We start from the raw sequence: 22,840 nt of genomic DNA, 5'->3' as shown, positions 1-22,840 counted from the left end.
ACTCTAAACTAAATCTTATCCTGAATATTCCCTCACAATTCTACATTTTAAATTTTCAATTCTAAATTCGTATGTCTTGTCCTTTTTCTTGGTCTACTCTTGTCCTACTTCTCATAGGATAAATTAGAAGAAAGAGGGGGGACATTGATGCGTGCTTTAGTCATTTTACTAATAAGTGTAATTATTATAGCTAATCCTATTGGAACACCTAGTTATGCTGATCAGCACAATCAGCAAAAATGGCTGGAATTAAATCAGACAGCCGATCGGGTATTACAGCTTGTCAAAGAGGAAAAATATAGTGATGCGAAACAGTTGCTAAATTATTTTTCAGAGCAATTTTTAAAAATCCGTGATGAAGATCAAGAGATTACAATGTCACAATTGCGTGTTGTAACAACAAGCTATGAAAAGGCAATGGGAGCAGTGACAAGTGTTTCAGACAGTCCTACAGATCGAATCAATGCAGTTATGCAGTTTCGTTTAGTGGTTGATGCTTTAGTGTCTGAACATCATCCATTATGGAAAAACACTGAAAAATCAGTGATAGCGTCGTTTAGTGAGTTGAAAGCAGCAGCCGAAAAGGGAGATGGCCAAGCTTTCCAGCACCGTCTGAATGAATTTTTAAGTAAATATCAAATGATACGTCCAGCTATTATGATTAATCTTGAACCACAGTACTTTGAGAGAGTGGAATCCCAAATTCGTTTTTTAGAAAATTATCGCACACAGATTATCGGTGATCCCAATAAAGTGAAACATCTAGATATGATTGAAAAAGACTTACACTCACTTTATAAAGGGTTTGAACAAGATTCCGCAGATCCTTCACTTTGGTGGGTAATAATTTCGGTTGGTGGAATGATAGTTGTATCACTAACCTATGTCGGATGGAAGAAATATCAGGCAGAAAAAAATAAAGTAAAAGTAAAACAGTAAACTAAGTGCAGATTTATTGACAGTATTCACATGTATGACTAAAATTGATATTAGAAAAATAATAACTTCGGAGGTATGCAAACAATGGGTATGGGTGCGTTTATCGTTTATTTTGCCCTTCTTATCTTAATACCTATATGGGCACAAATGAAGGTAAAAAGTGCTTATAAAAAGTATTCACAAGTAGCAAATTCTTCTGGAATGAGTGGTGCCCAGGTAGCACGTAAAATATTAGATGATAATGGCTTGTTTAATGTTTCTGTTGAACCAGTAAAAGGTCATTTAACAGATCATTATGATCCACGTGCAAAAGCTGTTCGTTTATCTGAAGAAAATTATTATGGTCATTCAGTAGCAGGTGCTGCAGTTGCAGCTCATGAAGTCGGACACGCAATTCAGGACGCTGAGGACTATGCATTTCTGCGTTTTCGCCATGCATTAGTGCCTGTAGCAAATTTTGGTTCTAACTTCTCATTCTTTTTAATTTTGGCTGGTATTTTATTATCCTGGAGTGGAGCATTATTATTGGGGATTATTTTTATGGCGGGTGCCGTATTGTTCCAGTTAGTCACATTACCAGTTGAGTTTAACGCCTCAAATCGGGCGATGGAACAAATTGTATCCGTAGGTGTTATCCGTAATGACGAAGAACGTGAAACAAGAAAAGTATTAAATGCCGCAGCCTTAACATATGTCGCTGCCGCATTAGTAGCAGTATTAGAACTAGTAAGATTTATTCTGATGTACATTGGGATGAATCAAAACGATTAATAAAAAAATGAAGGGGCTCTGAACAAAATGACTGTTCAGAGCCCCTTCATTTTAAATTTAGAATTAAGAATTTAGAATGTAGAATTATTTTTAAGTTCTTTATTGTGTATTCGCCTTCATTCACTCTACACTCTACATTCTAAACTCTAAACTAAAGTTTCAGTACTCCCTCAGTAATTCTAAACTCTAAACTCGCCCTTAAACGTTTATCGGTTTTTTATTCTCATCCAATGTAAAGCCTTCGCCAATGACGTCTTGAACATCATTTACGGTAACAAAAGCATGGGGATCTATTTTTTCAATTAATGTTTTTAAGCGAATGAGCTCATTGCGACCAACAACACAATAAAGGATTTCTTTATCGGTTCCAGTAAAACTCCCTTTTCCTTTAAGAATAGTTGCTCCTCGGTCCATTTCTTTCAAAATTGTCGCTGCAATTTCATTTGTTTTCTCTGATACGATCATGGCTGATTTTGCCGAGTAAGCTCCTTGCTGAATAAAGTCAATGACTTTTGCCCCGATAAACACAGCGACTAATGTATACATTGCTTCACGGTAATTCAAGTAAATTAGTGAAGAAGCAATCACTGCTGCGTCGAACAAAAACATTGTTTTTCCCATACTCCAACCTAAATATTTAAAACCAAGTTTTGCAATAATGTCAACTCCCCCAGTTGTTCCACCATAGCGAAAGACAATCCCTAGTCCTACGCCCACGAACACCCCAGCAAATAAAGCGGCAAGCGTCATATCATCATTGAGTGGAATCGAAATTACGCGATAACGTTGAAATATATATAAAAAAATAGAAACACTTATTGTTCCGATCAATGTGTAAATAAAGGCATTGCGTCCTAATATTTTGTAACCAATTAAAAACAAAGGAATATTTAAGATAAGGTTTGTTATCGCAGGATCAAAATTGAAAATAAAAAACAAAATAAGGGTGATCCCAGTAAAACCACCTTCAGCTAAATTATTTTCCATATTAAAATAAACGATACCAAACGACATGATTGCTGCTCCAATTAAGATAAAGAGAACATTTTTTATTTTTATCGCCTGAATCATATGTACACCCCATTTTAAATTAATGAAGTTATTATATCGAATTGGAAAATTAACAGCAACGTGAAGAGAAATATTTGTCAAATTGCTTCGATTTAGCTAACATGAGAGATAGGAAGAAAATGAGGTGAATAAATGGAACAAAAGTCAGTAAAAGACATTCAAAATGAGGTCGATCAATACATAAGTCAGTTTAAAGAAGGTTATTTTAGTCCGTTAGCAATGTTAGCAAGAATGACAGAGGAGTTGGGTGAATTAGCGCGGGAGGTTAATCATTATTACGGTGAGAAACCGAAAAAAAACGATGAAGAAGAGCGAACAATGGAGCAGGAGATGGGTGATCTTTTGTTTGTTCTCATTTGTTTTGCCAATTCATTAAATATTGATCTGCAGGAAGCCTTTGACCTTGTTATGGAGAAATTTCGAACAAGAGATAAAGATCGTTGGACAAGAATAGAAGATGCTGAGGAGGAAATGGAATGAGTGAACAAATTGTTAAAATTGTAATTGCAGGGCCAAGAGGAAAAATGGGAAGTGAAGCTGTCAAAATGGTGACTGAAACAGAGCATTTTGAATTAGTAGCGGTTGTCGATTCAAAATATAATGGTCAAACACTTGCTGATGTTGATGGTTTTGGACCGTTAGACGTACCGATATATGAAAATATGGATCAATGTTTTACCGAGCAAGAGCCAGATGTACTTGTTGATTTAACGAACCCAAAGGTTGGGCGTAAACATATGGAAATCGCTTTCCAACATGGAGTAAGACCAGTCGTTGGGACAACTGGATTTACGGATAGTGACATTGAAGAACTTTCAAACATAGCTGAAGAGAAGCAATTAGGGGCAATCATAGCTCCGAACTTTGCTATCGGTGCAATATTAATGATGAAGTTTTCGCAAATGGCTGCTAAATATTTACCTGATGTTGAAATTATTGAACATCATCATGACCAAAAGCTTGATGCACCGTCAGGAACAGCTTTAAAAACTGCACAGCTCATTTCAGAGGTCCGTACTAAAAAGGAACAAGGTCATCCTGAAGAGAAAGAGGAATTAGAAGGTGCTAGAGGCTCGAATTTTGAGGGAATGCATATTCATAGTATTCGCTTACCTGGACTTGTTGCTCATCAAGAGGTCATTTTTGGCGGAGTAGGTCAAACGTTAAAGATTCGTCATGACTCAATTCATCGATCTTCATTTATGCCTGGCATTCGTTTAGCAGTTGATACTGTTATGAAGCTAAACGTATTGGTCTATGGACTAGAAAATATTATTGAATAATGAAGACGGGTCTCGTTATGTGAGTAGCAATACTCATTTTCGTATCATGTTAGAGGAGGGAAAGAATGAAAATTGCACTCATTGCTCATGACAAAAAGAAAGACGATATGGTTCAGTTTGCGACCGCGTATGAACCGGTATTAAATCAACATCAGTTATACAGTACAGGTACAACAGGGAAACGGATAATGGAAGCAACGAATTTGCAAATTACTCGTTTTTGTTCGGGTCCATTAGGCGGAGATCAACAAGTCGGTGCGCTTGTAGCAACAAATGAAATAGATCTTGTTCTATTTTTTCGTGATCCATTAACAGCTCAACCTCATGAACCTGATATTACAGCCCTGATTCGCCTTTGTGATGTATATCGAATCCCGCTTGCAACAAACATCGCTACTGCTGAAATTTTAGTAAAAGGGTTAAAGCGCGGGGATTTTGAATGGCGTAACATTATTCATGAAAGGGATAGTAGTGAATGAGTAAAGACATTGATAAATTAGATATACTTGCGATTGGAGCTCACCCGGACGATATAGAGATTGGTATGGGGGGAACAATAGCGAAATACGTGAACGAGGGATATAACGTTGGAATTTGTTCTTTAACAAAAGCTGAATTGTCCTCAAATGGAACAGTAGAAACAAGACAATTAGAAGCAGAGCGATCTGCTTCTATATTAGGGGTTTCAACGAGATTGCAGCTCGATTTTCCTGACAGGGGATTAAGAGCAGAGAATCACGAGCAAATTGAACAAGTTGTGAAACTAATTAGAACGTATAAGCCCAACATCGTTTTTGCACCATACTTTGTTGATCGCCACCCGGATCATGGGCATTGTTCAGCCCTTGTAAAGGAAGCAGTTTTCTCAGCAGGGATTGGAAAATTCAAAGAGTGTGATCTGCTGCCAGCACACCGAGTTGATAGTTTTTATTACTATCTTATCAATGGTTTTCATAAGCCAGATTTTATTATTGATATTAGTGAGGAAATAGAAAAAAAGGTACAAGCTCTATCTGCATATGAGAGCCAGTTTATTAAAACTGAGCATTCAGTAGAGACACCGCTGACAAATGATTATATCCAAGCGGTAGAAAATCGTGAAAGACTGTTTGGAAAAGAAGTAGGCGTATGCTATGGGGAAGGTTTTATTTGTGAGAAACCTATCTTAGTACATAATTTATTAGGTGGGAGAAAATGAAATTAAAAATAGGTATCACCTGCTATCCGACGGTTGGAGGTTCAGGAGTGGTGGCAACTGAGCTAGGAAAACTATTAGCAGAAAAAGGACATGACGTTCATTTTATTACGTCTAGTATGCCATTTCGATTAGGGAAAATATATCCTAATATTTATTATCATGAAGTTGAGGTAAACCAATATTCTGTTTTTCGCTATCCTCCGTATGATCTTGCTTTAGCAAATAAAATGGCGGAAATAGCAAAAAGAGAACAGCTGGATATTCTTCATGTTCATTATGCAATTCCACATGCGATCAGTGCTTATTTAGCAAAACAGATGGTTGGTCACCATTTAAAAATTGTAACAACACTGCATGGTACAGATATTACAGTTCTTGGTCAAGATCTTTCTTTAATCGATATGATTCGGTTTGGCATTGAGCAATCAGATGCGGTTACCGCAGTATCATATGATCTTGCAAAACAAACAAATGAGATCATCGGCACAGAGAAGGAGATCGATGTCGTCTATAATTTTGTTGATGAACGAGTCTATTATCGTAATCAGGATAAAGATTTACGTAAACAATACCTTATTCAAGATAATGAAAAGGTAATTATTCATATTTCAAATTTCAGACCAGTGAAACGTGTAGATGACGTTATTAGAAGTTTCTCAAAAATAAATGAACAAGTTGAGTCAAAACTATTACTTATAGGTGATGGTCCTGATAAATCGAAAGCTTGTAAATTAGTTAGAGAGCTTCGACTAGAAAGAAAAGTGATTTTTTTAGGTAATCAAGATAAACTTTCGGAATTATTGTCAATTAGTGATTTAATGTTATTGTTATCAGAGAAAGAAAGTTTTGGGCTTGTTATTCTCGAAGCAATGGCTTGCGGAGTACCTGTGATAGGGACAAATACAGGTGGAATTCCAGAGGTGATTGTAGATAAGGAAACAGGGTTTATCACGAATGTTGGAGATATTAACGATGTTGCCAAGAAAGCGTTATTACTTTTAAAAAATGAAACACTTCAATCTGAATTGTCCGAAAAAGCTGTTATGAGAGTGCGAGATGTTTTTCATTCTAATCTTATTGTGGAACAATATGAAGCCATATATAAACGATTAATTCATGACAAATAAGAGAAAGGAAATAAAGGGAATGCGAGAGCCATTTTATCAAGCGAAGGATATCTTATTAGAGTTGAAAAAACATGGTCATAAAGCCTTCTTTGTAGGTGGAGCAGTCCGTGATGCTTTGCTTGGGAAAGAAGTTGACGATGTTGATATCACAACATCAGCTACACCGGAAGAAGTGTTGAGAATTTTTCCGAAAACAATTCCAGTTGGTATTGAACACGGCACAGTGATTGTTAGACATAATGGCTGTTCCTATGAGGTAACAACATTTCGTACAGAGGCTGAATATGAAGATTTTCGTAGGCCGGCATCGGTTTCCTTTATTACTTCGTTAGAATCTGATTTGAGTCGACGCGACTTCACAATGAATGCAATAGCTATGACAGAAGAAGGGGAAATGGTTGATCCGTTTTCAGGACAAAAAGATCTTACAATGAAAATGATTAGGACGGTTGGGAACCCGAAAGAACGTTTTCAAGAGGATCCTTTACGGATGATGCGGGCGATTCGTTTTCTTAGTCAACTTTCTTTTCAATTAGATAATGGTGTTGAAGAGGCAATTACTGCTCAAGCTCCTCTTCTTAGACATATTTCAATTGAACGGATTGCAGCTGAATTTGAAAAGTTAATAAAAGGAAGAGCAGTAAGTTATGCATTAGAAAAGTTTATTGAAACGGGTTTGTATCAATATGTACCGGTATTTAACGAAAAAAAAGATGCCTTAGTATTACTTATGGACAATGATATTCGATCGCTTAAAGAGGATCGAGAGTATTGGGCGTTACTCATTTTCTATATGAATGAAGATCCCGAACTTGTACTGCGTCAGTGGAAGAGACCGAGCCGTTTAATTAAAGAGGTTAAGCAAATTCTAGCAAGTAATATGCTTGATTCTTATACTCTATATCAACTTGGATTAGAATTAAGTATTTCTAAAGCTAGAGTACTTGCTGTTGGAACAAAACGAACAATAAGTGAAGAAGAAATTAAAGATAGCTATCAATCCTTGCCTATACATGACCGGAAAGAGTTACAGGTATCTGCAGCGGACTTGATTCAATACAGAAACAAAAAGCCGGGCCCTTGGTTAGGTAATTGTTTAGCGAAAATTGAGCAAGCTGTTGTTGAGAGAAAGGTAAAAAACAGCAAAGCGGAGTTACTATCTTGGCTTGGGGAGGAAAATGAATGAGAGGTAAATTGTTACAAATGTTACTTGAACATGAAGGACAATATGTATCGGGTGAGAAAATTAGTCAGCATTTAGGTTGTTCTCGAACAGCAGTATGGAAGCATATCGAGGAATTACGTAAATCTGGTTATGAGCTTGAAGCTGCTCCGCGCAGAGGTTATCGAATTGTCTATAAACCAAATACGATTTCAGAACATGAGATTAAAGCAGAATTAAAGACAAAAGCGTTAGGACAAGAAATTGTTTACAAAGATTCTCTTGTAACAACTCAGGAAGTGGCCCATCGGTTAGCTGGTGAAGGAGCGATTGAAGGGACTGTTGTTGTAGCTGATGAGCAGACGGGCGGAAAAGGACGATTAGGCCGGGAATGGTATTCGCCAAAAGGTAGCGGATTATGGATGAGCATCATCTTGAAGCCGGAGATCCCGCCTCAACAAGCTCCGCAATTAACATTGCTGGCAGCGGCTGGTGTTGTCAGAGGTATACAGAAGGCAACTGGACTTGATTGTGAGATCAAATGGCCGAATGATATTTTATTTAATGGCAAGAAAATCGTTGGAATATTAACGGAAATGCAATCTGAACCAGATCGTATTCATTCTGTCATTGTTGGGATCGGTATTAATGTCAATCAACGGATTGAGCATTTTCCAGAAGAATTACAGCAAATTGCAACATCACTAGCAATCGAAACAGGACAAGAAGTAAGTCGAACGAATGTAATGAAACAAATCCTTGAAGAAATTGAAGGGTTATATTATACCTATTTAAAAAAAGGCTTTACTCCAATTAAAGAAATTTGGGAGAGTTTTGCTGTCAGCTTAGGAAAGTTAGTACGTGCCAGAACGATCCAGGGTGTTATTGAAGGCGTAGCAAAGGGAATTACAGATGATGGAGTTTTATTATTAGAGGATGAAAAAGGGGAAGTGCACAAAATTTATTCGGCAGATATCGAAATAAATATTACAAAATCGTGAAAATTTGATATACTTTTGCTAAGGGTAGTATCCACTTGGAACTACACCACCAAAAATGTTATATATTCGCAAAATTTGTTTGTCTGCCTTGATCCGCGAGGACTAGGACAGAGGGATTGTAGAAACCGTTAGTACTTGATTTGATAACAAATCCTTCTTTCCTTGCAGCGTGCAATGTGAAGAAGGATTTTTTTAATAATATTCGGTTATCCATTCCCCTCTGAGGTGGTGATCTTAACATGTGGTATCCACAAAGCATAAGAGAGGATGAGGAGAAATTGAAAAAGACATCAGATTTCAAAAAGATGAAAGTTATGAATGAACGGATTGCGATGTTAACGGCTTATGATGCCCCGTCTGCACGTTTTGCTGAACAAGCTGGAGTTGACATGATTTTAGTGGGAGATTCTCTTGGAATGGTCGTCCTAGGATATGACTCAACTGTTCCCGTTACGCTAGATGATATGATTCTCCATACGAAAGCAGTATTACGAGGTGCAAAAGAAACGTTTGTCGTGACGGATATGCCTTTTTTAACCTATCACAGCACTGTAAGCGAAACTTTGACAAATGCAAAAAGACTGATGCAAGAAGGCGGTGCACATGCCATAAAGGTAGAAGGAAATGGCAATGTAATTACGATGATTGAGCATTTAACACATGCCGGCGTTCCTGTTGTTGCCCATTTAGGTTTAACTCCTCAATCTGTCGGGGTGTTAGGGGGCTATTCAGTGCAAGGAAAAGATGCAGAAAGTGCAAAACAGTTGATCGAAGACGCCAAAAAAGTCGAAGCAGCTGGTGCTTTTGCTCTTGTTCTTGAATGTGTTCCAAAACAAATTGCTGAATCCATTTCAAAAGAGTTGCAAATACCAACAATCGGTATTGGTGCTGGGGTTGATACTGATGGTCAAGTGCTTGTCTATCATGATCTGATTGGTTATGGCAGTCATCGTGTCCCTAAATTTGTCAAAAAATATACAGATGTCACTCCGCAAATTGTCTCTGCAATTGAAATGTATGTAAATGAAGTAAAGAATGCAAAATTTCCAGAGGATGCACATTCTTTTTCAATGAAAGAGGAAGAATTGTTTCATTTGTATGGAGGAGTTAAATAAAATGAAAATCGTAAAAACCATAACTGAAATGCAAGAGCTCGTACAATCTTACAAACAAGATGGGAAGAGTGTTGGCTTTGTGCCAACGATGGGCTATTTGCATGAGGGGCATCTCAGTTTGATGAACAAAGCAAGAAGTGAAAATGATATTCTTGTCGTAAGTATATTTGTTAACCCGCTGCAATTTGGACCAAACGAGGATTTCGATCGTTATCCAAGAGATTTTGATCGTGATGAAGCATTGGCGAAAAATGCAAGCGTAGACATTATTTTTTATCCGGATGTAAAAGAAATGTACCCTAAAGAAATGGCAATGACAATCCATGTTCAACAAGGTATCGATGTTCTATGCGGAAGAAGTCGTCCGGGACATTTCGATGGTGTTGCGACAGTAGTCTTAAAATTATTTAATATTGTAATGCCAACAAATGTCTATTTTGGTATGAAAGATGCACAACAAGTTGCTGTCATTACTCAGCTGATTGAGAATTTTAATTTACCAATTAACCTTGTTCCATGTGACACATTAAGAGAAGAAGATGGACTAGCCAAAAGCTCACGTAATGTCTATTTATCAAGTGAAGAACGAAAGCAGGCAAGTGCTATTTATCAAAGTTTACAAAAAAGCATTGAGCGTATAAAGACAGGCGAACGTAACCCGCTAGTAATACGTGAATTTATTACCAGTTATCTAACTGACTATACAGATGGTATGATAGATTATGCAGAAATCCTCAGTTATCCAGAATTAAAGGAAATTGAGCATCTCAATGGAAACATCATTATTGCCATTGCTTTGAAATTTGAAAAAGCACGCTTGATTGATAACGTTACACTTACAGTTGAAAGTTAAAAGCGAATGTAAAATGTAAAATTTTTCGAGTGTCACGCGGATGAAAAAACATCAAGAGTAAGCTAATTAATTCTATATTCTAAATTCTTAATTATAAATTAAAAAAAGTTGGGAGAGGTCATTTATGTTTCGTACGATGATGAAGGGGAAAATCCACCGTGCACGTGTAACGGAGGCTAATTTAAATTATGTTGGAAGTATTACGATTGATGAAGATATACTTGATGCTGTAGATATGGTAGCAAATGAAAAAGTACAAATTGTCAATAATAACAATGGTGCTCGCTTTGAGACGTATATTATCCCCGGTAAAAGAGGGAGTGGTGTCTTCTGTCTAAATGGGGCTGCAGCACGTCTTGTACAAGAAGGTGATGTCATCATTGTGATCTCTTATGCATTAGTGGCAGAAGATCAAGTAAAAACTCATCAGCCAAGAGTGGCGATTATGGATGAAAGAAACACAATTGTAGAAATGTTAGGGACTGAGCCAGCTTCTACCGTACTATAGACTGCATATTTTCCTCCTTGAAGATGAACACTTACGAATAAATAGTTGTAAGAGGCCATCATAAGGGGGAATTTTTGTGGATAAATGGCTTAATGAATGGCAAAGTCAATTTGAACATGTAAAAAAGCAATGGAAAAAAAATAATCAAATCAATAAGACTCAATTAAACAAATTAATTGATGATACAGAGTTTGTCCTTGAAACATGGATGGAAATGGAAGATAAAATTGCTGATTTGAAAGAAGCAGTTGAAGAGGAAGAAACCGTTCCAAGAACGAAACTTTATAGTAAAACATATCAATCCGTTGGTACCGTTTATTTTAGTATCGATATGTTTGAGCGATCGATTAAAGAATTTGAAAAAGATTTACTAAATGGATGTGGTGAGCCGGAAATCCATTTATATCTGGGCTATGCTTATCTATATACAAGAAATTATGATAAAGCAAAGGAGCATTTTCTATTCCTGCTTCAATTGCCCCAAAGTAAAAGGGAAAAGCATTTTGCCTATGTTGGGCTAGGATTATTATATGGTCAACAGCAAGAGGTTGAACAAGCGATTCATTTTTTTGAAAAAGCTTTATCTGTTACTGGAAATGTCGATGTAGTGTATAATTTAGGGATATGTTATTTATTACTACAACGTCCACAATTATCTTTACCATATTTCAAAAAAGTTATTGAACTTTTACCAGAAGATGCTGAAGGATATTATTTTTTAGGGCATTGCTACATGAAGATCGGGGAAGAAGCAAAAGCATTTGAAGTGTGGTATACAGCGTTACAGCTAATCGAATATAAAGACTTACTAGTAACGCTTGCATATGAGTTTGAACAGTATGGTCATTATTTAGTAGCAGTCCATTGTTATAAGCGTTTATTAGCACTAGGTTTCAATGATATATGGGTACAACACGGGATTGCCTGGAATTATGGCTTGTTGGATGAAAAAGATAAAGCGCTGGATTTGTTTAAAAATTTGCTAAATAGGGAGCCGTACAATCAGAACCTTTGGATTTCATTTCTTTGGCTCCTCTCAAAGTGGAATGAGCAACGTGAACTTACTACCTCTATTGCAAAAATAAAGGAACAAGAGCTGTCACACCCGTTAATTGATAAAATTTTAGCGTGTACACATTAGTTCAAGGGAATATACCTTGAACTTTTCACCTTACATAAAAAACAAAATCGTAGTAATGAAATATAACATAAATAAAAGGAGGTGAGGATGTTGAAAGGGCGTTTTGTAGTTATGGACTTAGAAACAACAGGAAATTCACCGAAAAATGGAGATCGTATTATTCAAATTGGCGCTGTAGTCATTGAAAATGGTGAATTAACTGAAAGATTTAGTACATTTATATATCCTAACCGATCTATCCCGCTCTTTATTCAACAATTTACGGGGATCAATGATGAGATGGTTGAGTCAGCTCCTACTTTTGAAGAAGCAGCGCCAATGCTATTGAGACTATTAGATAATGCGTATTTTGTCGCTCATAATGTAAATTTTGATTTGTCCTTTTTAGATGCTGAGCTTCAAAATTGTGGTTATGAAGCTTTTTCAGGACCATCAATTGACACAGTTGAATTATCGAGGTTATTACTTCCATCGGAGAATAGCTACAAGCTTGGCCAACTGGCCGAAAAACTTAATGTTGATCATGATCGACCGCATCAAGCCGACAGTGATGCTGAAGTGACAGCTCAGTTGTTGTTATATTTATTTTCTAAATTAAATAAATTGCCGTTACTAACATTACAAAAACTCCAACCGTTACTAAAAAAATTTCATAGTGATCTTGACCGGATTATTGAAAATATTATACAAACAAAGCTATTAATGGTAAATAATGATGATGTGGATTATGATATTTATCGTCAACTTGTCTTAAAGAAACGATCCTCGATCGATAAAAACGAAGATACCTTTGATCATGACCAATTTAATGCTTCTAACCATGAATTATTAGATGGAACAGGTACATTGTCTGAAGTAATGGCCTCATATGAAATTAGAGAAGGACAACAGGAAATGATGAAAATCATTAATGATGCCCTTGAAGCGAATCAGCACCTGTTAATAGAAGCTGGAACGGGTACAGGCAAAACGTTGGCTTATTTGTTTCCAAGTGTCTATTATGCAAAAAAATATAAAGAGAAAGTGGTAATCAGTACACATACGATCCAACTTCAGGAACAATTGATTGAAAGAGATATCCCGATCTTGAAAAAAGCAGTACCATTTGATTTTTCGACTGCCATCTTGAAAGGGAGAAACCATTATTTATGCCTTCGTAAATTCGAATATTCACTATCAAATACATATGATGACCATTACGATGACGTATTAACAAAAGGTCAAATTCTCATTTGGTTAACCGAAACGGATACAGGTGATGTTGAAGAGTTAAATTTACCATCTGGCGGTATGCGATTATGGCATGAATTGAAAAGTGATGCAAAATCGTGCCTAGGCTCAAAATGTCCGTGGTTTACTCGCTGCTTTTATCACCAGGCCAGGCGTCGTGCTCTTGAGGCAGAACTAATCATTACAAATCATGCCCTGCTTTTTACAGATTTAGTTGTAGATCATCAACTTCTTCCAACTTATAAATATGCAGTCATTGATGAGGCTCATCATATCGAGGATGTAGCAAGTGATTATCTGGGATTACAAAGTGATTATTTTGCCTTTGCACATTCCTTTAACCGCCTTGGAACTGTGGATGGTCATGATTTAATTGCTAAATTATCTGAAATCGCAAAAACCTATTCACCAAAAGCAAATGATCTTTTTACCAAAATTGATAAAGAAAGTATTAATTGTAAAATTGAGCTTGATGAATTATTTAGAATGATTCATGACTATGTTGTTAATCAAAAAACAAGCAATAGTGAAGTAGGTCGAGTAAGCTATCGCTATGAAGCCCATAAGGAAAAAGGGAAACATTGGTCTGCGGTAATGGAAGCAACACTCAGAGTAAACAGCCAATTAAAAGATATAATGAGGGATATGAAAAAGATCGCTCACTTACTTCATGAAGCAGAGACCGAGTTCACATTTGTTGAGAAAGGCTACTTATCCAGTTTCAATAGTGTTATGGCAACAATGGAAGAAGAGAGAAGTAAGTTAGAGCAATTGTTACTGCAGTATGATCCGGAATATGTCTATTGGATAGAAGCAGATGCCAAAGGTGCAAAAAATGCGATCTATATGTACAGTAAGCCAATTGATGTTTCAGACCGTTTGGCAGATGAATTTTTTGCCAAAAAACATAGTGTTATTATGACATCTGCAACATTGACGGTAAAAGATTCGTTTTCGTATCTTATTGACCGACTTGGACTTATTGACTTTGGACCACAAACAGCGATCATCAAATCACCATTCACATACGATCACCAAGTGCAAATGATGATTCCAACAACTGTCCCTAATATTAAAGATGTTGCTGAAAATGAATATGTCGCTTCAATAACTGAGCATCTATACGAATTAGCAAAAACAACTGATGGCAGAATGCTTGTTTTATTTACATCATATGAAATGCTGCGAAAAACATATTACAGTTTAAAAGATATTAATAATGATCAGTTTGTCTTAATAGGTCAAGGGATTAATAGCGGGAGCAGGGCCAAACTCACGAAAAGCTTCAAACAATATGAACAAGCGATTTTGTTTGGTACATCAAGCTTCTGGGAAGGTGTCGATATCCCTGGGGAGGATCTTACTTGCTTAGTTATAGTTCGTTTACCTTTTTCTCCACCTGATAATCCAATTATTGAGGCTAAATCTGAACGATTAAAAGAATTAGGAAAAAGTCCCTTTATGGAACTATCACTTCCGCAAGCCATTATTCGCTTTAAACAAGGGTTTGGGCGGTTAATTCGGACGAGAAAGGACCGTGGCGTCATCGTCGTTTTTGATCGGCGGTTAACAACAACAAGATATGGAAAATCATTTATTAAGTCTTTACCACCGCTTAACGTAATTGAAAAGCCTTTGGATGAACTTCTTATACACTTGAAACAATGGTTATAAAATTGTGAATTAGGATATAGTAATAGTTCGGATGCAAACTTTATAAAATGTCCTCAGGGTATCCAACATCAATATAATCATTTATTACTAGTGCGGAGGGAATCGGTGTGCGTTTTTTTGTGTCTATGATTGGAATTGCAATCATGTTATTTATTGGTGGATGTCAAGCTGTGGAACCGGCAGCAACGACGATTGATCAGGTTGAAGGTGTTCATCTTAACTTATTAGAGACTGAAATTGCGCTAACGTTTTTCAGTTTGACAAGTGGGGAGTCGACACTTATTCAAAATGGAATGAACGGGACAGTGTTAATCAATACGGGAGATGTCATATCGAAACAGGAATTAGAGGATCGTTTGGCAATGTACCATGTTGAGCGCATTGATACGATACTGATTACAAATGGGAATCCCGAATATATAGGAAACCTGCCTTCGATAATTCAAAAATACAATGTAAATAAAATCATTGTCCCTAATGTCATTAGGGACAAATTAGTGTCTGCTTATCACCTGGATCCCCAAACAGTAGAAGGCTGGGATGTTGGTAAACAAAATGATATCTTACCTGGCATCCTCACTGAAGTTTTTTATGTAGAGGAGAAAGATGAGGATAGTCAAGGAGCAATGGTTGTCTCATTTGTTTATGAAAACTACCGTACATTATATATGGGAATCGCTAATGAAGATGTAGAACGAAAACTGACTGAAAAGTACCCGCTAAAGTCAGCCATTTTGAAGGTTGCAGATTTTGGAAGTGAAAAAGGTACATCACAGGTTTTTCTTGAAGAAGTTGACCCTCAAGTTGCTATTTTGTTTAAGAAGAAGTCACGAATGGTAAGTGAGCTCGTCATTGAGCGTTTACAGGAAACGTGGATTGATATCTATCAGACGTATCGGCACGGAAATGTATCGATCAAATGTAATGGTGATGATTATGAAATATTGACAGTTCGTTCTGATGAAGAGGATTTATCCGGTGTAACACCGAAATAATTTAAGCTTTATGATATAAGGGGAATTTGGTGTATGAAACTACTTTTTTATAATGCAGTAATCATTACGGGAAATCGGAATGCTGAAGTAATTAATCATGGTTACTTTACTGTTCACGATGGAAAAATTCACTCAATAGCAAGTGGAATACCAGAGTTTAGCGAGTACGATAATTATACGAAAATGAATCTAAAAGGAAAATGGGTTATGCCTGGCTTAGTAAATACGCATAGCCATTCAGGAATGACGCTCTTAAGAGGGTTTGGTGACGATCTGCCTCTGCAACAATGGCTTCAAACAAAAATGTGGCCAATGGAAGCAAAATTTACAAGAGAAACAATTCAAAAAGCAAGCTCGTTAGCCATTCTTGAAATGTTAAAATCAGGGACGACTACTTATTTAGACATGTATATTCATATGGACGAGGTTGCTCAGATTGTTAAACGTACAGGGATCCGTGCTGTTTTAACAAGAGGAATCATTGGTTTATGTCCAAAGGCAGAGCAAGAAGAAAAATTACTGGAAGCACTTACTTTTGCAAAGAAATGGAATCATCAAGCAGAGGGACGAATTACAACGATGCTGTCACCGCATAGTCCATATACATGCCCACCTGAATTTATCGCTGATATTGTTACTGAAGCAAGAGCGGCAAATCTTCCTGTTCATACGCATATGTCTGAGACAAGGCGTGAAGTTGAGGAAAATATTGTACGTTATAACAAACGTCCAGTTGAACATTTGGCTTCCCTAGGCTTTTTTGATGGTCCTGCGCTCGTTGCACATGCTGTTCATCTTACTGATGAAGAAATAACATATTTGGCACAGCAAAATGTTGCCATCTCACATAATCCGGCTAGTAACCTAAAGCTCGGATCAGGGATTGCCAATATAAGCAAGATGATCGATCAAGGGCTGAAAGTGTCAGTAGGGACGGATAGTGTTGCATCAAATAACAATCTAGATTTATTTCAGGAAGTACGTTTAGCGGCACTTATTCAAAAAGGAAATACACATAATCCAACTGTCCTTCCGGCAAGGGAAGCAATGAAATTGGTAACGATCAATGGGGCAGATTCGTTATTTCTTACTAACATAGGCAGTTTAGAAGTGGGAAAAGCTGCAGATTTTATAACGATTGACGCGAGCAAACCGCATTTACAACCCTATGGAGAGAAACAAATCATTTCCCATCTTATCTATTCGGTCTCTGGCTCTGATGTGTCAGATGTGTTTGTCGATGGAGATTGCTTAGTAAAAAGTGGAGAATGTGTAACAATTGATGAGGAAAAGGTTGTATTTGAGGCGAATGAAGAACTTAAAGCATTAATGAATCGCATTTAATTTTAGATGTTAAGGTAAGTTAAAGGGGAAAACTGAAAAAAAGACCTGTATCAAGGCGGATACAGGCGTCAATATTGGAAGTGTAGGCAGGAGGAAAATTTTTTTATTCATTGCTTTCTATACTTGGAAATTTCGTTTGCCTAAAGTTTAATGAAAGTTTCTTCTCCATTTGAGGCCTGTCCGGTGAAGAGAGGGCAAACTGTTCTTTTTCTAGTTGGAACCAATCATCGGTTGTGAATCGTGATTGGTCAAAGGTTGCTGATAGTCGTTCCACGCTCATTCCTCCTTTGTTTGAGCGGTATTTATATTGTGGCCATTTTCATATATGATATGTTAGTAATTGTTTCGCTGAGAGGAAGAACTTTATTGAGGAGGAAAATTTCTAGATGAAAAGCAATATTGAGGTATTATCAACTGTTAACATTACGAGCACACCTGATTTATACAAAATTGTCGATTCACTAAATCGAACATTAAAAGAGAGAGATGTAATGTTTGGTCTTGCATTGGATGAAAAAGATAAGAATAAAATGGTGTTTACCATTTATCAAACATAATTTGGTGCTTTCATGAAAAAGTGGATTCTAATCATTGCTCTGTTTTTAATGACCCTAATTATTTGGCAATTCTCTCTTTTTTATCAGTCAATACAAGAAACTAAACTCGTGACTCAAGACGAAGCGCTCGCGATAATGAATGAAAAACTTAACATAAGCGAGGTGGATGATGTTGATTTTTATCATGGTACTGAAGCATATCAAATCATCCATGCAAAAAACGATCATGGTGAAGAAATTATCGTATGGGTTTCTGAGGATGGGGAACAAATTATAAAGAAAAAAGTTGAAGATGGCTTACGTATAGAAGAAGTTGAACAATTTATTCAAGATGAGCTTTCCCCACAAAAAATTATTAGTATACGATTAGGTATGGAAAATCATTTACCAGTATATGAAATTGTTTATATTCATGAAGATGGTCGCTATTCTTTTCATTATGTTACGTTTGAGGACGGATCATTTGTGAAGCGGTATCATTTACAAAATGCATAAATAATCTGATAAAAAGGCTTGAATCCATGTTTCACAACACGTATAGTTATATAATAAACCTTAGTGGGAGGAAATTTAACGATGAAGTTAGCAAAACGCGTATCAACATTGACACCATCAAGTACTTTAGCAATTACTGCAAAAGCAAAGGAACTAAAAGAAGCTGGCCATGATGTTATTGGTTTAGGTGCCGGAGAACCAGACTTCAATACTCCACAATATATTATTGATGCAGCTATGAAAGCAACGGAAGCCGGAAATACGAAATATACACCAGCTGGCGGTTTACAACCGTTGAAAGAAAGCATTATTAAAAAGTTTCAAAACGATCAAAATATTACATATAAAGCAAGTGAAATTATTGTTTGCAGTGGTGCTAAGCATGCACTATATACATTATTTCAAGCATTACTTGACGAAGGGGATGAAGTTATCATTCCAACCCCATATTGGGTAAGTTATCCTGAACAGGTAAAGTTAGCAGAAGGAACACCGGTTTATGTTGAAGGTAAAGAGAGCAATGATTTTAAAATTACACCAGAGCAATTGGAAGCAACAATCACTGCGAAAACAAAAGCATTTATTTTAAACTCACCTAGTAACCCTACGGGATCTCTTTATACGAAGGAAGAGCTAAAAGCATTAGGTGATGTTTGTCTTAAGCATGATATTTTGATTGTATCTGATGAAATTTATGAAAAATTAGTTTATGGCGGGGCGAAGCATGTTTCAGTAGCTGAACTTTCACCAGAATTAAAGGAACAGACAATCATTATTAATGGTGTATCCAAATCTCACTCAATGACTGGCTGGAGAATTGGTTATGCAGCAGGAAATGAAGCCATTATTAAGGCAATGACAAATTTGGCAAGTCATAGCACTTCAAATCCAACGACAATGGCTCAATATGGATCGATTGCAGCATACAATGAAGATGACGGTTCAGTTGAAAAAATGCGTGCAGCTTTTGAGGAGCGTTTGGATAAAGTATATGAGCAGTTAATTAAAATTCCAGGCTTTTCGTGTGTAAAACCAAAAGGTGCTTTCTACCTTTTCCCAAATGCAAAGGAAGCAGCAACAATGTGCGGCTATGACAATGTTGATGATTGGGTAACTGATGTACTAGAAGAGGCCAAAGTTGCCTTAGTTCCTGGTTCAGGCTTCGGTGCTCCAGACAACGTCCGTCTATCATACGCAACATCACTTGATCTTCTAGAAGAAGCGATCAGACGTATTGATACGTTTGTACGAAATAAATCGAAATAATTAAATACAAGATGTGAGTCCAAGTAGGGCTTGCATCTTTTTAAATTTAGAATTTAGAATTTTATAATTAAAACCTTCGTATGGTATTTCCAAGAAGAGCTTCTTCGAATAACGTAAGACAATCCTCTCTTCATTGTTTTTACCTTTTAGAGATTGTATAATGAAGGTTAGCGCATAGATACATACATAACGTGCAAAATTGTTTATTTTGGAGGGAAAAAAGTGAAAACGACAATTTCTCAAGTTGGTAAATATGTCGATCAAGAGGTCACAATTGGGGCATGGCTCGCAAATAAACGTTCCAGCGGAAAAATTGCTTTTTTACAATTACGAGATGGAACTGGATTTATTCAAGGTGTTGTTGTAAAAGCAGAAGTTGGTGAAGATCTGTTTGCTACTGCAAAAAACCTGACCCAGGAAAGTTCATTATATGTAAAAGGACATGTTCGGGCAGACGAGAGAGCACCTTCGGGGTATGAACTGACGGTAACTGGCGTTGAGGTCATTCATGAAGCTGTAGATTACCCAATTACACCAAAAGAGCATGGAACTGAGTTTTTAATGGATCATCGTCATTTATGGCTTCGTTCGAAACGACAGTATGCCATTATGAAGGTGCGAAACGAAATTATTAGAGCTACGTACGAATTCTTTAATGAACAGGGGTTTGTAAAGGTAGATCCGCCAATATTAACGGGTAGTTCTGCTGAAGGAACAACAAACCTTTTCCATACAAAATACTTTGATGAAGATGCTTATTTGTCCCAAAGCGGTCAATTATATATGGAAGCAGCTGCGATGGCATTAGGAAAGGTATTCTCTTTTGGACCAACATTCCGTGCTGAGAAATCGAAGACACGTCGCCATCTGATTGAGTTTTGGATGATTGAACCAGAAATGGCATTTGTAGAACATGAAGAAAGTCTTCAAATTCAGGAACAATACGTTTCTTATGTTGTTCAATCAGTTTTGAAAAATTGTAAGCTCGAATTACAAACATTAAATCGTGATACAGAAAAATTAGAGAAGATTGTTGCACCTTTTCCAAGAATTTCGTATGATGATGCTATTAAATTTTTACAAGAAAAAGGGCATGACATTAAGTGGGGCGAAGACTTCGGTGCTCCTGATGAAACAGCGATTGCAGAAAGCTATGAAAAGCCTGTATTTATTACCAATTATCCTGCTGAAATTAAGGCCTTCTATATGAAGCCGGACCCTAATCGCGAGGATGTTGTTCTCTGTGCTGATTTAATTGCTCCAGAAGGATATGGGGAGATTATTGGCGGCAGTCAGCGAATTGATGATCTTGAATTATTACAACAACGCTATGATGAACATAACTTATCAGAAGAGGCATATAAATGGTATATGGATTTAAGAAGGTACGGCTCTGTACCTCATTCGGGCTTTGGCTTAGGCCTTGAAAGAACAGTTGCATGGTTATGCGGAGTCGAGCATGTTCGTGAAACTATTCCATTCCCACGATTACTTAACCGTTTGTATCCATAATAAATAATAGAAAAACCTCCAGTGTGAGGTTTTTTCTCTTTCTAGCTCCGGAGGCGCTTTTCTAATTTCCTGAAAGTGATAAGTTCACCATCAAAAAAATAATTTTCTGTTTATATGTAGAACGCTAACCTATCTAAATAGGACATGATATAATAACGTGTGAGGTGTTCAGCTATGGACAAACAAATAATGAAAAAATGGATAACAGCAGGACATGTTTCAATCCCAAAGTTGTTATTTCAATATTATGTTAAACTAAAACTAGATGAGAAGGAATTAATGGGTTTACTTCATATTCATACGTATATAGAAAGTGGTAATTATTTTCCAACTCCTGATGTTATTTCTGAAAGAATGACATTATCACAGGCTGAATGTGCTGAATTAATGCGTTGCCTAGTGAAAAAAGGCTATTTGGAATTAAAGCAATATCAAGACGAAAATCAGGTGATGTATGAGACTTTTTCGATTGAACCACTTTGGGAAAGTCTTCTTCTTTTATTGCAAAATGAAAAACAAGAGGCTGAGAAAAAGTCGCATGAGCAAGAAGAAACAAATTTATATTCAATCTTTGAAAAAGAGTTTAGCCGACCATTATCACCGATGGAATGCGAAACGCTATCAATGTGGATCGATCAAGATGGGCACTCATCTACAATGATTATCGCAGCACTTCGAGAAGGAGTTATCTCAGGAAAATTAAATTTCAGGTATATAGATCGGATTCTATTTGAGTGGAAGAAAAATGGGATTCAAACTGTCGAACAAGCAAAGCAATATGGTGAAAAGATTAGAAAACATTATCAACGGCCTCGTCGAAGTGAAGAGAAAGAAAAAACAGCACACTCTTTTCCAAATTATAATTGGTTAGAACAGTGATGAACGAGAGGACCATTCCTCTCGTTTTTTCTATAATTAAATGAATCGTAATGATTGGGAGTGAAAGAATGTTAACAAAGAAACAAATTACTGAAGTTCTCGATGTAATGGGGGAAATGTTTCCAGATGCACATTGTGAATTACATCATTCTAATCCATTTGAGTTAACGATTGCAGTGCTTTTATCTGCGCAGTGTACAGATGCACTTGTCAACAAAGTGACACCCGCACTGTTTGAAAAATATAAAACTCCAGAAGATTACCTTGCTGTTCCGTTAGAGGAATTAGAACAGGATATTCGAAAAATAGGTTTGTTTCGAACAAAAGCAAAAAATATAAAAAAACTGTGTCAAACATTGCTTGAACATTATAATGGTGAAATTCCTAAAGAACGACAAGAATTAGAGAAATTAGCTGGAGTAGGGCGGAAAACAGCGAATGTTGTGATGTCTGTAGCTTATGGAATCCCGGCAATTGCGGTGGACACTCATGTAGAAAGAGTAAGCAAGCGGTTAGGGATATGTCGCTGGAAGGACTCTGTTTTGGAAGTTGAAAAGACGTTAATGAGAAAAATCCCTGAGGAACTCTGGTCAGACACCCATCACCGATTAATCTTTTTTGGGCGATATCATTGTAAAGCACAATCACCACAATGTGAACAATGTCCATTGCTTACGATTTGCCGAGAAGGGAAAAAGCGAATGAAGGTGAGGTCATAA

The 22,840-nt window shown here is 36.8% G+C and carries 24 protein-coding genes; 22 read left to right on the top strand and 2 right to left on the bottom strand.

Going from position 1 to position 22,840, the window contains the following annotated elements:
* The first annotated feature begins 147 nt into the window (after nt 1-147).
* Entirely contained in the window at nt 148-939 is a 792-nt protein-coding gene (ypjB, locus tag ACJ2A9_RS10090) for a sporulation protein YpjB (protein WP_441421523.1), read from the top strand.
* 90 nt (nt 940-1,029) lie between these two features.
* Nucleotides 1,030-1,710, top strand: coding sequence for a zinc metallopeptidase (locus tag ACJ2A9_RS10085; protein ID WP_441421852.1), 681 nt, complete (start codon nt 1,030-1,032; stop codon nt 1,708-1,710).
* 198 nt (nt 1,711-1,908) lie between these two features.
* On the opposite strand, the gene ACJ2A9_RS10080 is transcribed toward ACJ2A9_RS10085, so the two are convergent.
* The gene (locus tag ACJ2A9_RS10080) at nt 1,909-2,781 is read right to left on the bottom strand and encodes a YitT family protein (RefSeq protein WP_441421522.1); all 873 of its coding nucleotides are present in this window, start codon (nt 2,779-2,781) and stop codon (nt 1,909-1,911) included.
* Between the two features lie 132 nt (nt 2,782-2,913).
* Here ACJ2A9_RS10080 and ACJ2A9_RS10075 point away from each other — a divergent pair, with 132 nt between their 5' ends.
* The 14 genes from ACJ2A9_RS10075 (at nt 2,914) to ACJ2A9_RS10010 (ending at nt 17,412) form a co-directional block, all read left to right on the top strand.
* Nucleotides 2,914-3,261 carry a nucleotide pyrophosphohydrolase gene (locus ACJ2A9_RS10075; RefSeq protein WP_441421521.1) on the top strand — a complete coding sequence of 116 codons (348 nt, stop codon included), beginning with the start codon at nt 2,914-2,916 and terminating at the stop codon, nt 3,259-3,261.
* Nucleotides 3,258-4,064 carry a 4-hydroxy-tetrahydrodipicolinate reductase gene (gene dapB / locus ACJ2A9_RS10070; RefSeq protein WP_441421520.1) on the top strand — a complete coding sequence of 269 codons (807 nt, stop codon included), beginning with the start codon at nt 3,258-3,260 and terminating at the stop codon, nt 4,062-4,064. Before ACJ2A9_RS10075 ends, dapB begins: the two co-directional genes overlap by 4 nt.
* Nucleotides 4,065-4,129: 65 nt before the next feature.
* The gene (gene mgsA / locus ACJ2A9_RS10065) at nt 4,130-4,543 is read left to right on the top strand and encodes a methylglyoxal synthase (RefSeq protein WP_441421519.1); all 414 of its coding nucleotides are present in this window, start codon (nt 4,130-4,132) and stop codon (nt 4,541-4,543) included.
* Nucleotides 4,540-5,262, top strand: coding sequence for a bacillithiol biosynthesis deacetylase BshB1 (gene bshB1 / locus ACJ2A9_RS10060; RefSeq protein ID WP_441421518.1), 723 nt, complete (start codon nt 4,540-4,542; stop codon nt 5,260-5,262). Before mgsA ends, bshB1 begins: the two co-directional genes overlap by 4 nt.
* Nucleotides 5,259-6,389 (top strand): N-acetyl-alpha-D-glucosaminyl L-malate synthase BshA, encoded by a 1,131-nt coding sequence (bshA, locus tag ACJ2A9_RS10055; RefSeq protein ID WP_441421517.1) that lies wholly within the window; start codon nt 5,259-5,261, stop codon nt 6,387-6,389. Before bshB1 ends, bshA begins: the two co-directional genes overlap by 4 nt.
* Nucleotides 6,390-6,408: 19 nt before the next feature.
* A complete protein-coding gene (locus ACJ2A9_RS10050) occupies nt 6,409-7,575 on the top strand; it encodes a CCA tRNA nucleotidyltransferase (protein ID WP_441421516.1) in 1,167 nt (388 codons plus the stop codon).
* A complete protein-coding gene (locus ACJ2A9_RS10045; RefSeq protein ID WP_441421515.1) occupies nt 7,572-8,552 on the top strand; it encodes a biotin--[acetyl-CoA-carboxylase] ligase in 981 nt (326 codons plus the stop codon). The genes ACJ2A9_RS10050 and ACJ2A9_RS10045 overlap by 4 nt, the downstream gene beginning before the upstream one ends.
* Before the next feature lie 278 nt (nt 8,553-8,830).
* On the top strand, nt 8,831-9,667 hold the full coding sequence (gene panB, locus ACJ2A9_RS10040) for a 3-methyl-2-oxobutanoate hydroxymethyltransferase (RefSeq protein ID WP_441421851.1): 837 nt from the start codon (nt 8,831-8,833) through the stop codon (nt 9,665-9,667).
* A gap of 1 nt (nt 9,668) precedes the next feature.
* Nucleotides 9,669-10,520 (top strand): pantoate--beta-alanine ligase, encoded by an 852-nt coding sequence (gene panC, locus ACJ2A9_RS10035; protein ID WP_441421514.1) that lies wholly within the window; start codon nt 9,669-9,671, stop codon nt 10,518-10,520.
* A gap of 124 nt (nt 10,521-10,644) precedes the next feature.
* Complete coding sequence (gene panD / locus ACJ2A9_RS10030; protein WP_441421513.1) at nt 10,645-11,028, top strand: aspartate 1-decarboxylase; 384 nt, start codon at nt 10,645-10,647, stop codon at nt 11,026-11,028.
* 76 nt (nt 11,029-11,104) lie between these two features.
* Entirely contained in the window at nt 11,105-12,169 is a 1,065-nt protein-coding gene (locus ACJ2A9_RS10025; protein WP_441421512.1) for a tetratricopeptide repeat protein, read from the top strand.
* Between the two features lie 87 nt (nt 12,170-12,256).
* Nucleotides 12,257-15,073 (top strand): ATP-dependent DNA helicase DinG, encoded by a 2,817-nt coding sequence (dinG, locus tag ACJ2A9_RS10020; RefSeq protein WP_441421511.1) that lies wholly within the window; start codon nt 12,257-12,259, stop codon nt 15,071-15,073.
* Between the two features lie 107 nt (nt 15,074-15,180).
* Nucleotides 15,181-16,068, top strand: a complete 888-nt coding sequence (locus ACJ2A9_RS10015) for a ComEC/Rec2 family competence protein (RefSeq protein ID WP_441421510.1) — start codon at nt 15,181-15,183, stop codon at nt 16,066-16,068.
* A 33-nt stretch (nt 16,069-16,101) separates the two neighbouring features.
* The gene (locus ACJ2A9_RS10010) at nt 16,102-17,412 is read left to right on the top strand and encodes an amidohydrolase (protein ID WP_441421509.1); all 1,311 of its coding nucleotides are present in this window, start codon (nt 16,102-16,104) and stop codon (nt 17,410-17,412) included.
* A 103-nt stretch (nt 17,413-17,515) separates the two neighbouring features.
* On the opposite strand, the gene ACJ2A9_RS10005 is transcribed toward ACJ2A9_RS10010, so the two are convergent.
* Nucleotides 17,516-17,686 (bottom strand): hypothetical protein, encoded by a 171-nt coding sequence (locus ACJ2A9_RS10005; protein ID WP_441421508.1) that lies wholly within the window; start codon nt 17,684-17,686, stop codon nt 17,516-17,518.
* Between the two features lie 112 nt (nt 17,687-17,798).
* Here ACJ2A9_RS10005 and ACJ2A9_RS10000 point away from each other — a divergent pair, with 112 nt between their 5' ends.
* The 6 genes from ACJ2A9_RS10000 (at nt 17,799) to nth (ending at nt 22,840) form a co-directional block, all read left to right on the top strand.
* Nucleotides 17,799-17,969 carry a YpmA family protein gene (locus ACJ2A9_RS10000; protein WP_441421507.1) on the top strand — a complete coding sequence of 57 codons (171 nt, stop codon included), beginning with the start codon at nt 17,799-17,801 and terminating at the stop codon, nt 17,967-17,969.
* Nucleotides 17,970-17,981: 12 nt separating this feature from the next.
* Nucleotides 17,982-18,464 (top strand): cell wall elongation regulator TseB-like domain-containing protein, encoded by a 483-nt coding sequence (locus ACJ2A9_RS09995; RefSeq protein ID WP_441421506.1) that lies wholly within the window; start codon nt 17,982-17,984, stop codon nt 18,462-18,464.
* 81 nt (nt 18,465-18,545) lie between these two features.
* A complete protein-coding gene (locus tag ACJ2A9_RS09990; RefSeq protein WP_441421505.1) occupies nt 18,546-19,730 on the top strand; it encodes a pyridoxal phosphate-dependent aminotransferase in 1,185 nt (394 codons plus the stop codon).
* Nucleotides 19,731-19,952: 222 nt separating this feature from the next.
* Nucleotides 19,953-21,242 (top strand): asparagine--tRNA ligase, encoded by a 1,290-nt coding sequence (gene asnS, locus ACJ2A9_RS09985; protein WP_441421504.1) that lies wholly within the window; start codon nt 19,953-19,955, stop codon nt 21,240-21,242.
* 174 nt (nt 21,243-21,416) lie between these two features.
* Nucleotides 21,417-22,121 carry a DnaD domain-containing protein gene (locus tag ACJ2A9_RS09980; protein WP_441421503.1) on the top strand — a complete coding sequence of 235 codons (705 nt, stop codon included), beginning with the start codon at nt 21,417-21,419 and terminating at the stop codon, nt 22,119-22,121.
* Nucleotides 22,122-22,189: 68 nt separating this feature from the next.
* Nucleotides 22,190-22,840 (top strand): endonuclease III, encoded by a 651-nt coding sequence (gene nth / locus ACJ2A9_RS09975; RefSeq protein WP_441421502.1) that lies wholly within the window; start codon nt 22,190-22,192, stop codon nt 22,838-22,840.

Origin of the sequence: Anaerobacillus sp. MEB173 (genome assembly GCF_052119505.1) — a bacterium.
In the GTDB taxonomy this organism is placed as follows: Bacteria; Bacillota; Bacilli; order Bacillales; family JBJMAU01; genus JBJMAU01.
Note: the sequence above shows the minus strand (reverse complement) of the source record. Positions and strands in the feature narration are given on the sequence as shown.

What these genes read in the sequence shown, in the direction of transcription:
- ypjB (WP_441421523.1), top strand. Translation starts at nt 148, where the DNA reads ATGCGTGCTTTAGTCATTTTACTAATAAGTGTAATTATTATAGCTAAT.
- ACJ2A9_RS10085 (WP_441421852.1), top strand. Translation starts at nt 1,030, where the DNA reads ATGGGTGCGTTTATCGTTTATTTTGCCCTTCTTATCTTAATACCTATA.
- ACJ2A9_RS10080 (WP_441421522.1), bottom strand. Translation starts at nt 2,781, where the DNA reads ATGATTCAGGCGATAAAAATAAAAAATGTTCTCTTTATCTTAATTGGA.
- ACJ2A9_RS10075 (WP_441421521.1), top strand. Translation starts at nt 2,914, where the DNA reads ATGGAACAAAAGTCAGTAAAAGACATTCAAAATGAGGTCGATCAATAC.
- dapB (WP_441421520.1), top strand. Translation starts at nt 3,258, where the DNA reads ATGAGTGAACAAATTGTTAAAATTGTAATTGCAGGGCCAAGAGGAAAA.
- mgsA (WP_441421519.1), top strand. Translation starts at nt 4,130, where the DNA reads ATGAAAATTGCACTCATTGCTCATGACAAAAAGAAAGACGATATGGTT.
- bshB1 (WP_441421518.1), top strand. Translation starts at nt 4,540, where the DNA reads ATGAGTAAAGACATTGATAAATTAGATATACTTGCGATTGGAGCTCAC.
- bshA (WP_441421517.1), top strand. Translation starts at nt 5,259, where the DNA reads ATGAAATTAAAAATAGGTATCACCTGCTATCCGACGGTTGGAGGTTCA.
- ACJ2A9_RS10050 (WP_441421516.1), top strand. Translation starts at nt 6,409, where the DNA reads ATGCGAGAGCCATTTTATCAAGCGAAGGATATCTTATTAGAGTTGAAA.
- ACJ2A9_RS10045 (WP_441421515.1), top strand. Translation starts at nt 7,572, where the DNA reads ATGAGAGGTAAATTGTTACAAATGTTACTTGAACATGAAGGACAATAT.
- panC (WP_441421514.1), top strand. Translation starts at nt 9,669, where the DNA reads ATGAAAATCGTAAAAACCATAACTGAAATGCAAGAGCTCGTACAATCT.
- panD (WP_441421513.1), top strand. Translation starts at nt 10,645, where the DNA reads ATGTTTCGTACGATGATGAAGGGGAAAATCCACCGTGCACGTGTAACG.
- dinG (WP_441421511.1), top strand. Translation starts at nt 12,257, where the DNA reads ATGTTGAAAGGGCGTTTTGTAGTTATGGACTTAGAAACAACAGGAAAT.
- ACJ2A9_RS10010 (WP_441421509.1), top strand. Translation starts at nt 16,102, where the DNA reads ATGAAACTACTTTTTTATAATGCAGTAATCATTACGGGAAATCGGAAT.
- ACJ2A9_RS10000 (WP_441421507.1), top strand. Translation starts at nt 17,799, where the DNA reads ATGAAAAGCAATATTGAGGTATTATCAACTGTTAACATTACGAGCACA.
- ACJ2A9_RS09995 (WP_441421506.1), top strand. Translation starts at nt 17,982, where the DNA reads ATGAAAAAGTGGATTCTAATCATTGCTCTGTTTTTAATGACCCTAATT.
- ACJ2A9_RS09990 (WP_441421505.1), top strand. Translation starts at nt 18,546, where the DNA reads ATGAAGTTAGCAAAACGCGTATCAACATTGACACCATCAAGTACTTTA.
- ACJ2A9_RS09980 (WP_441421503.1), top strand. Translation starts at nt 21,417, where the DNA reads ATGGACAAACAAATAATGAAAAAATGGATAACAGCAGGACATGTTTCA.
- nth (WP_441421502.1), top strand. Translation starts at nt 22,190, where the DNA reads ATGTTAACAAAGAAACAAATTACTGAAGTTCTCGATGTAATGGGGGAA.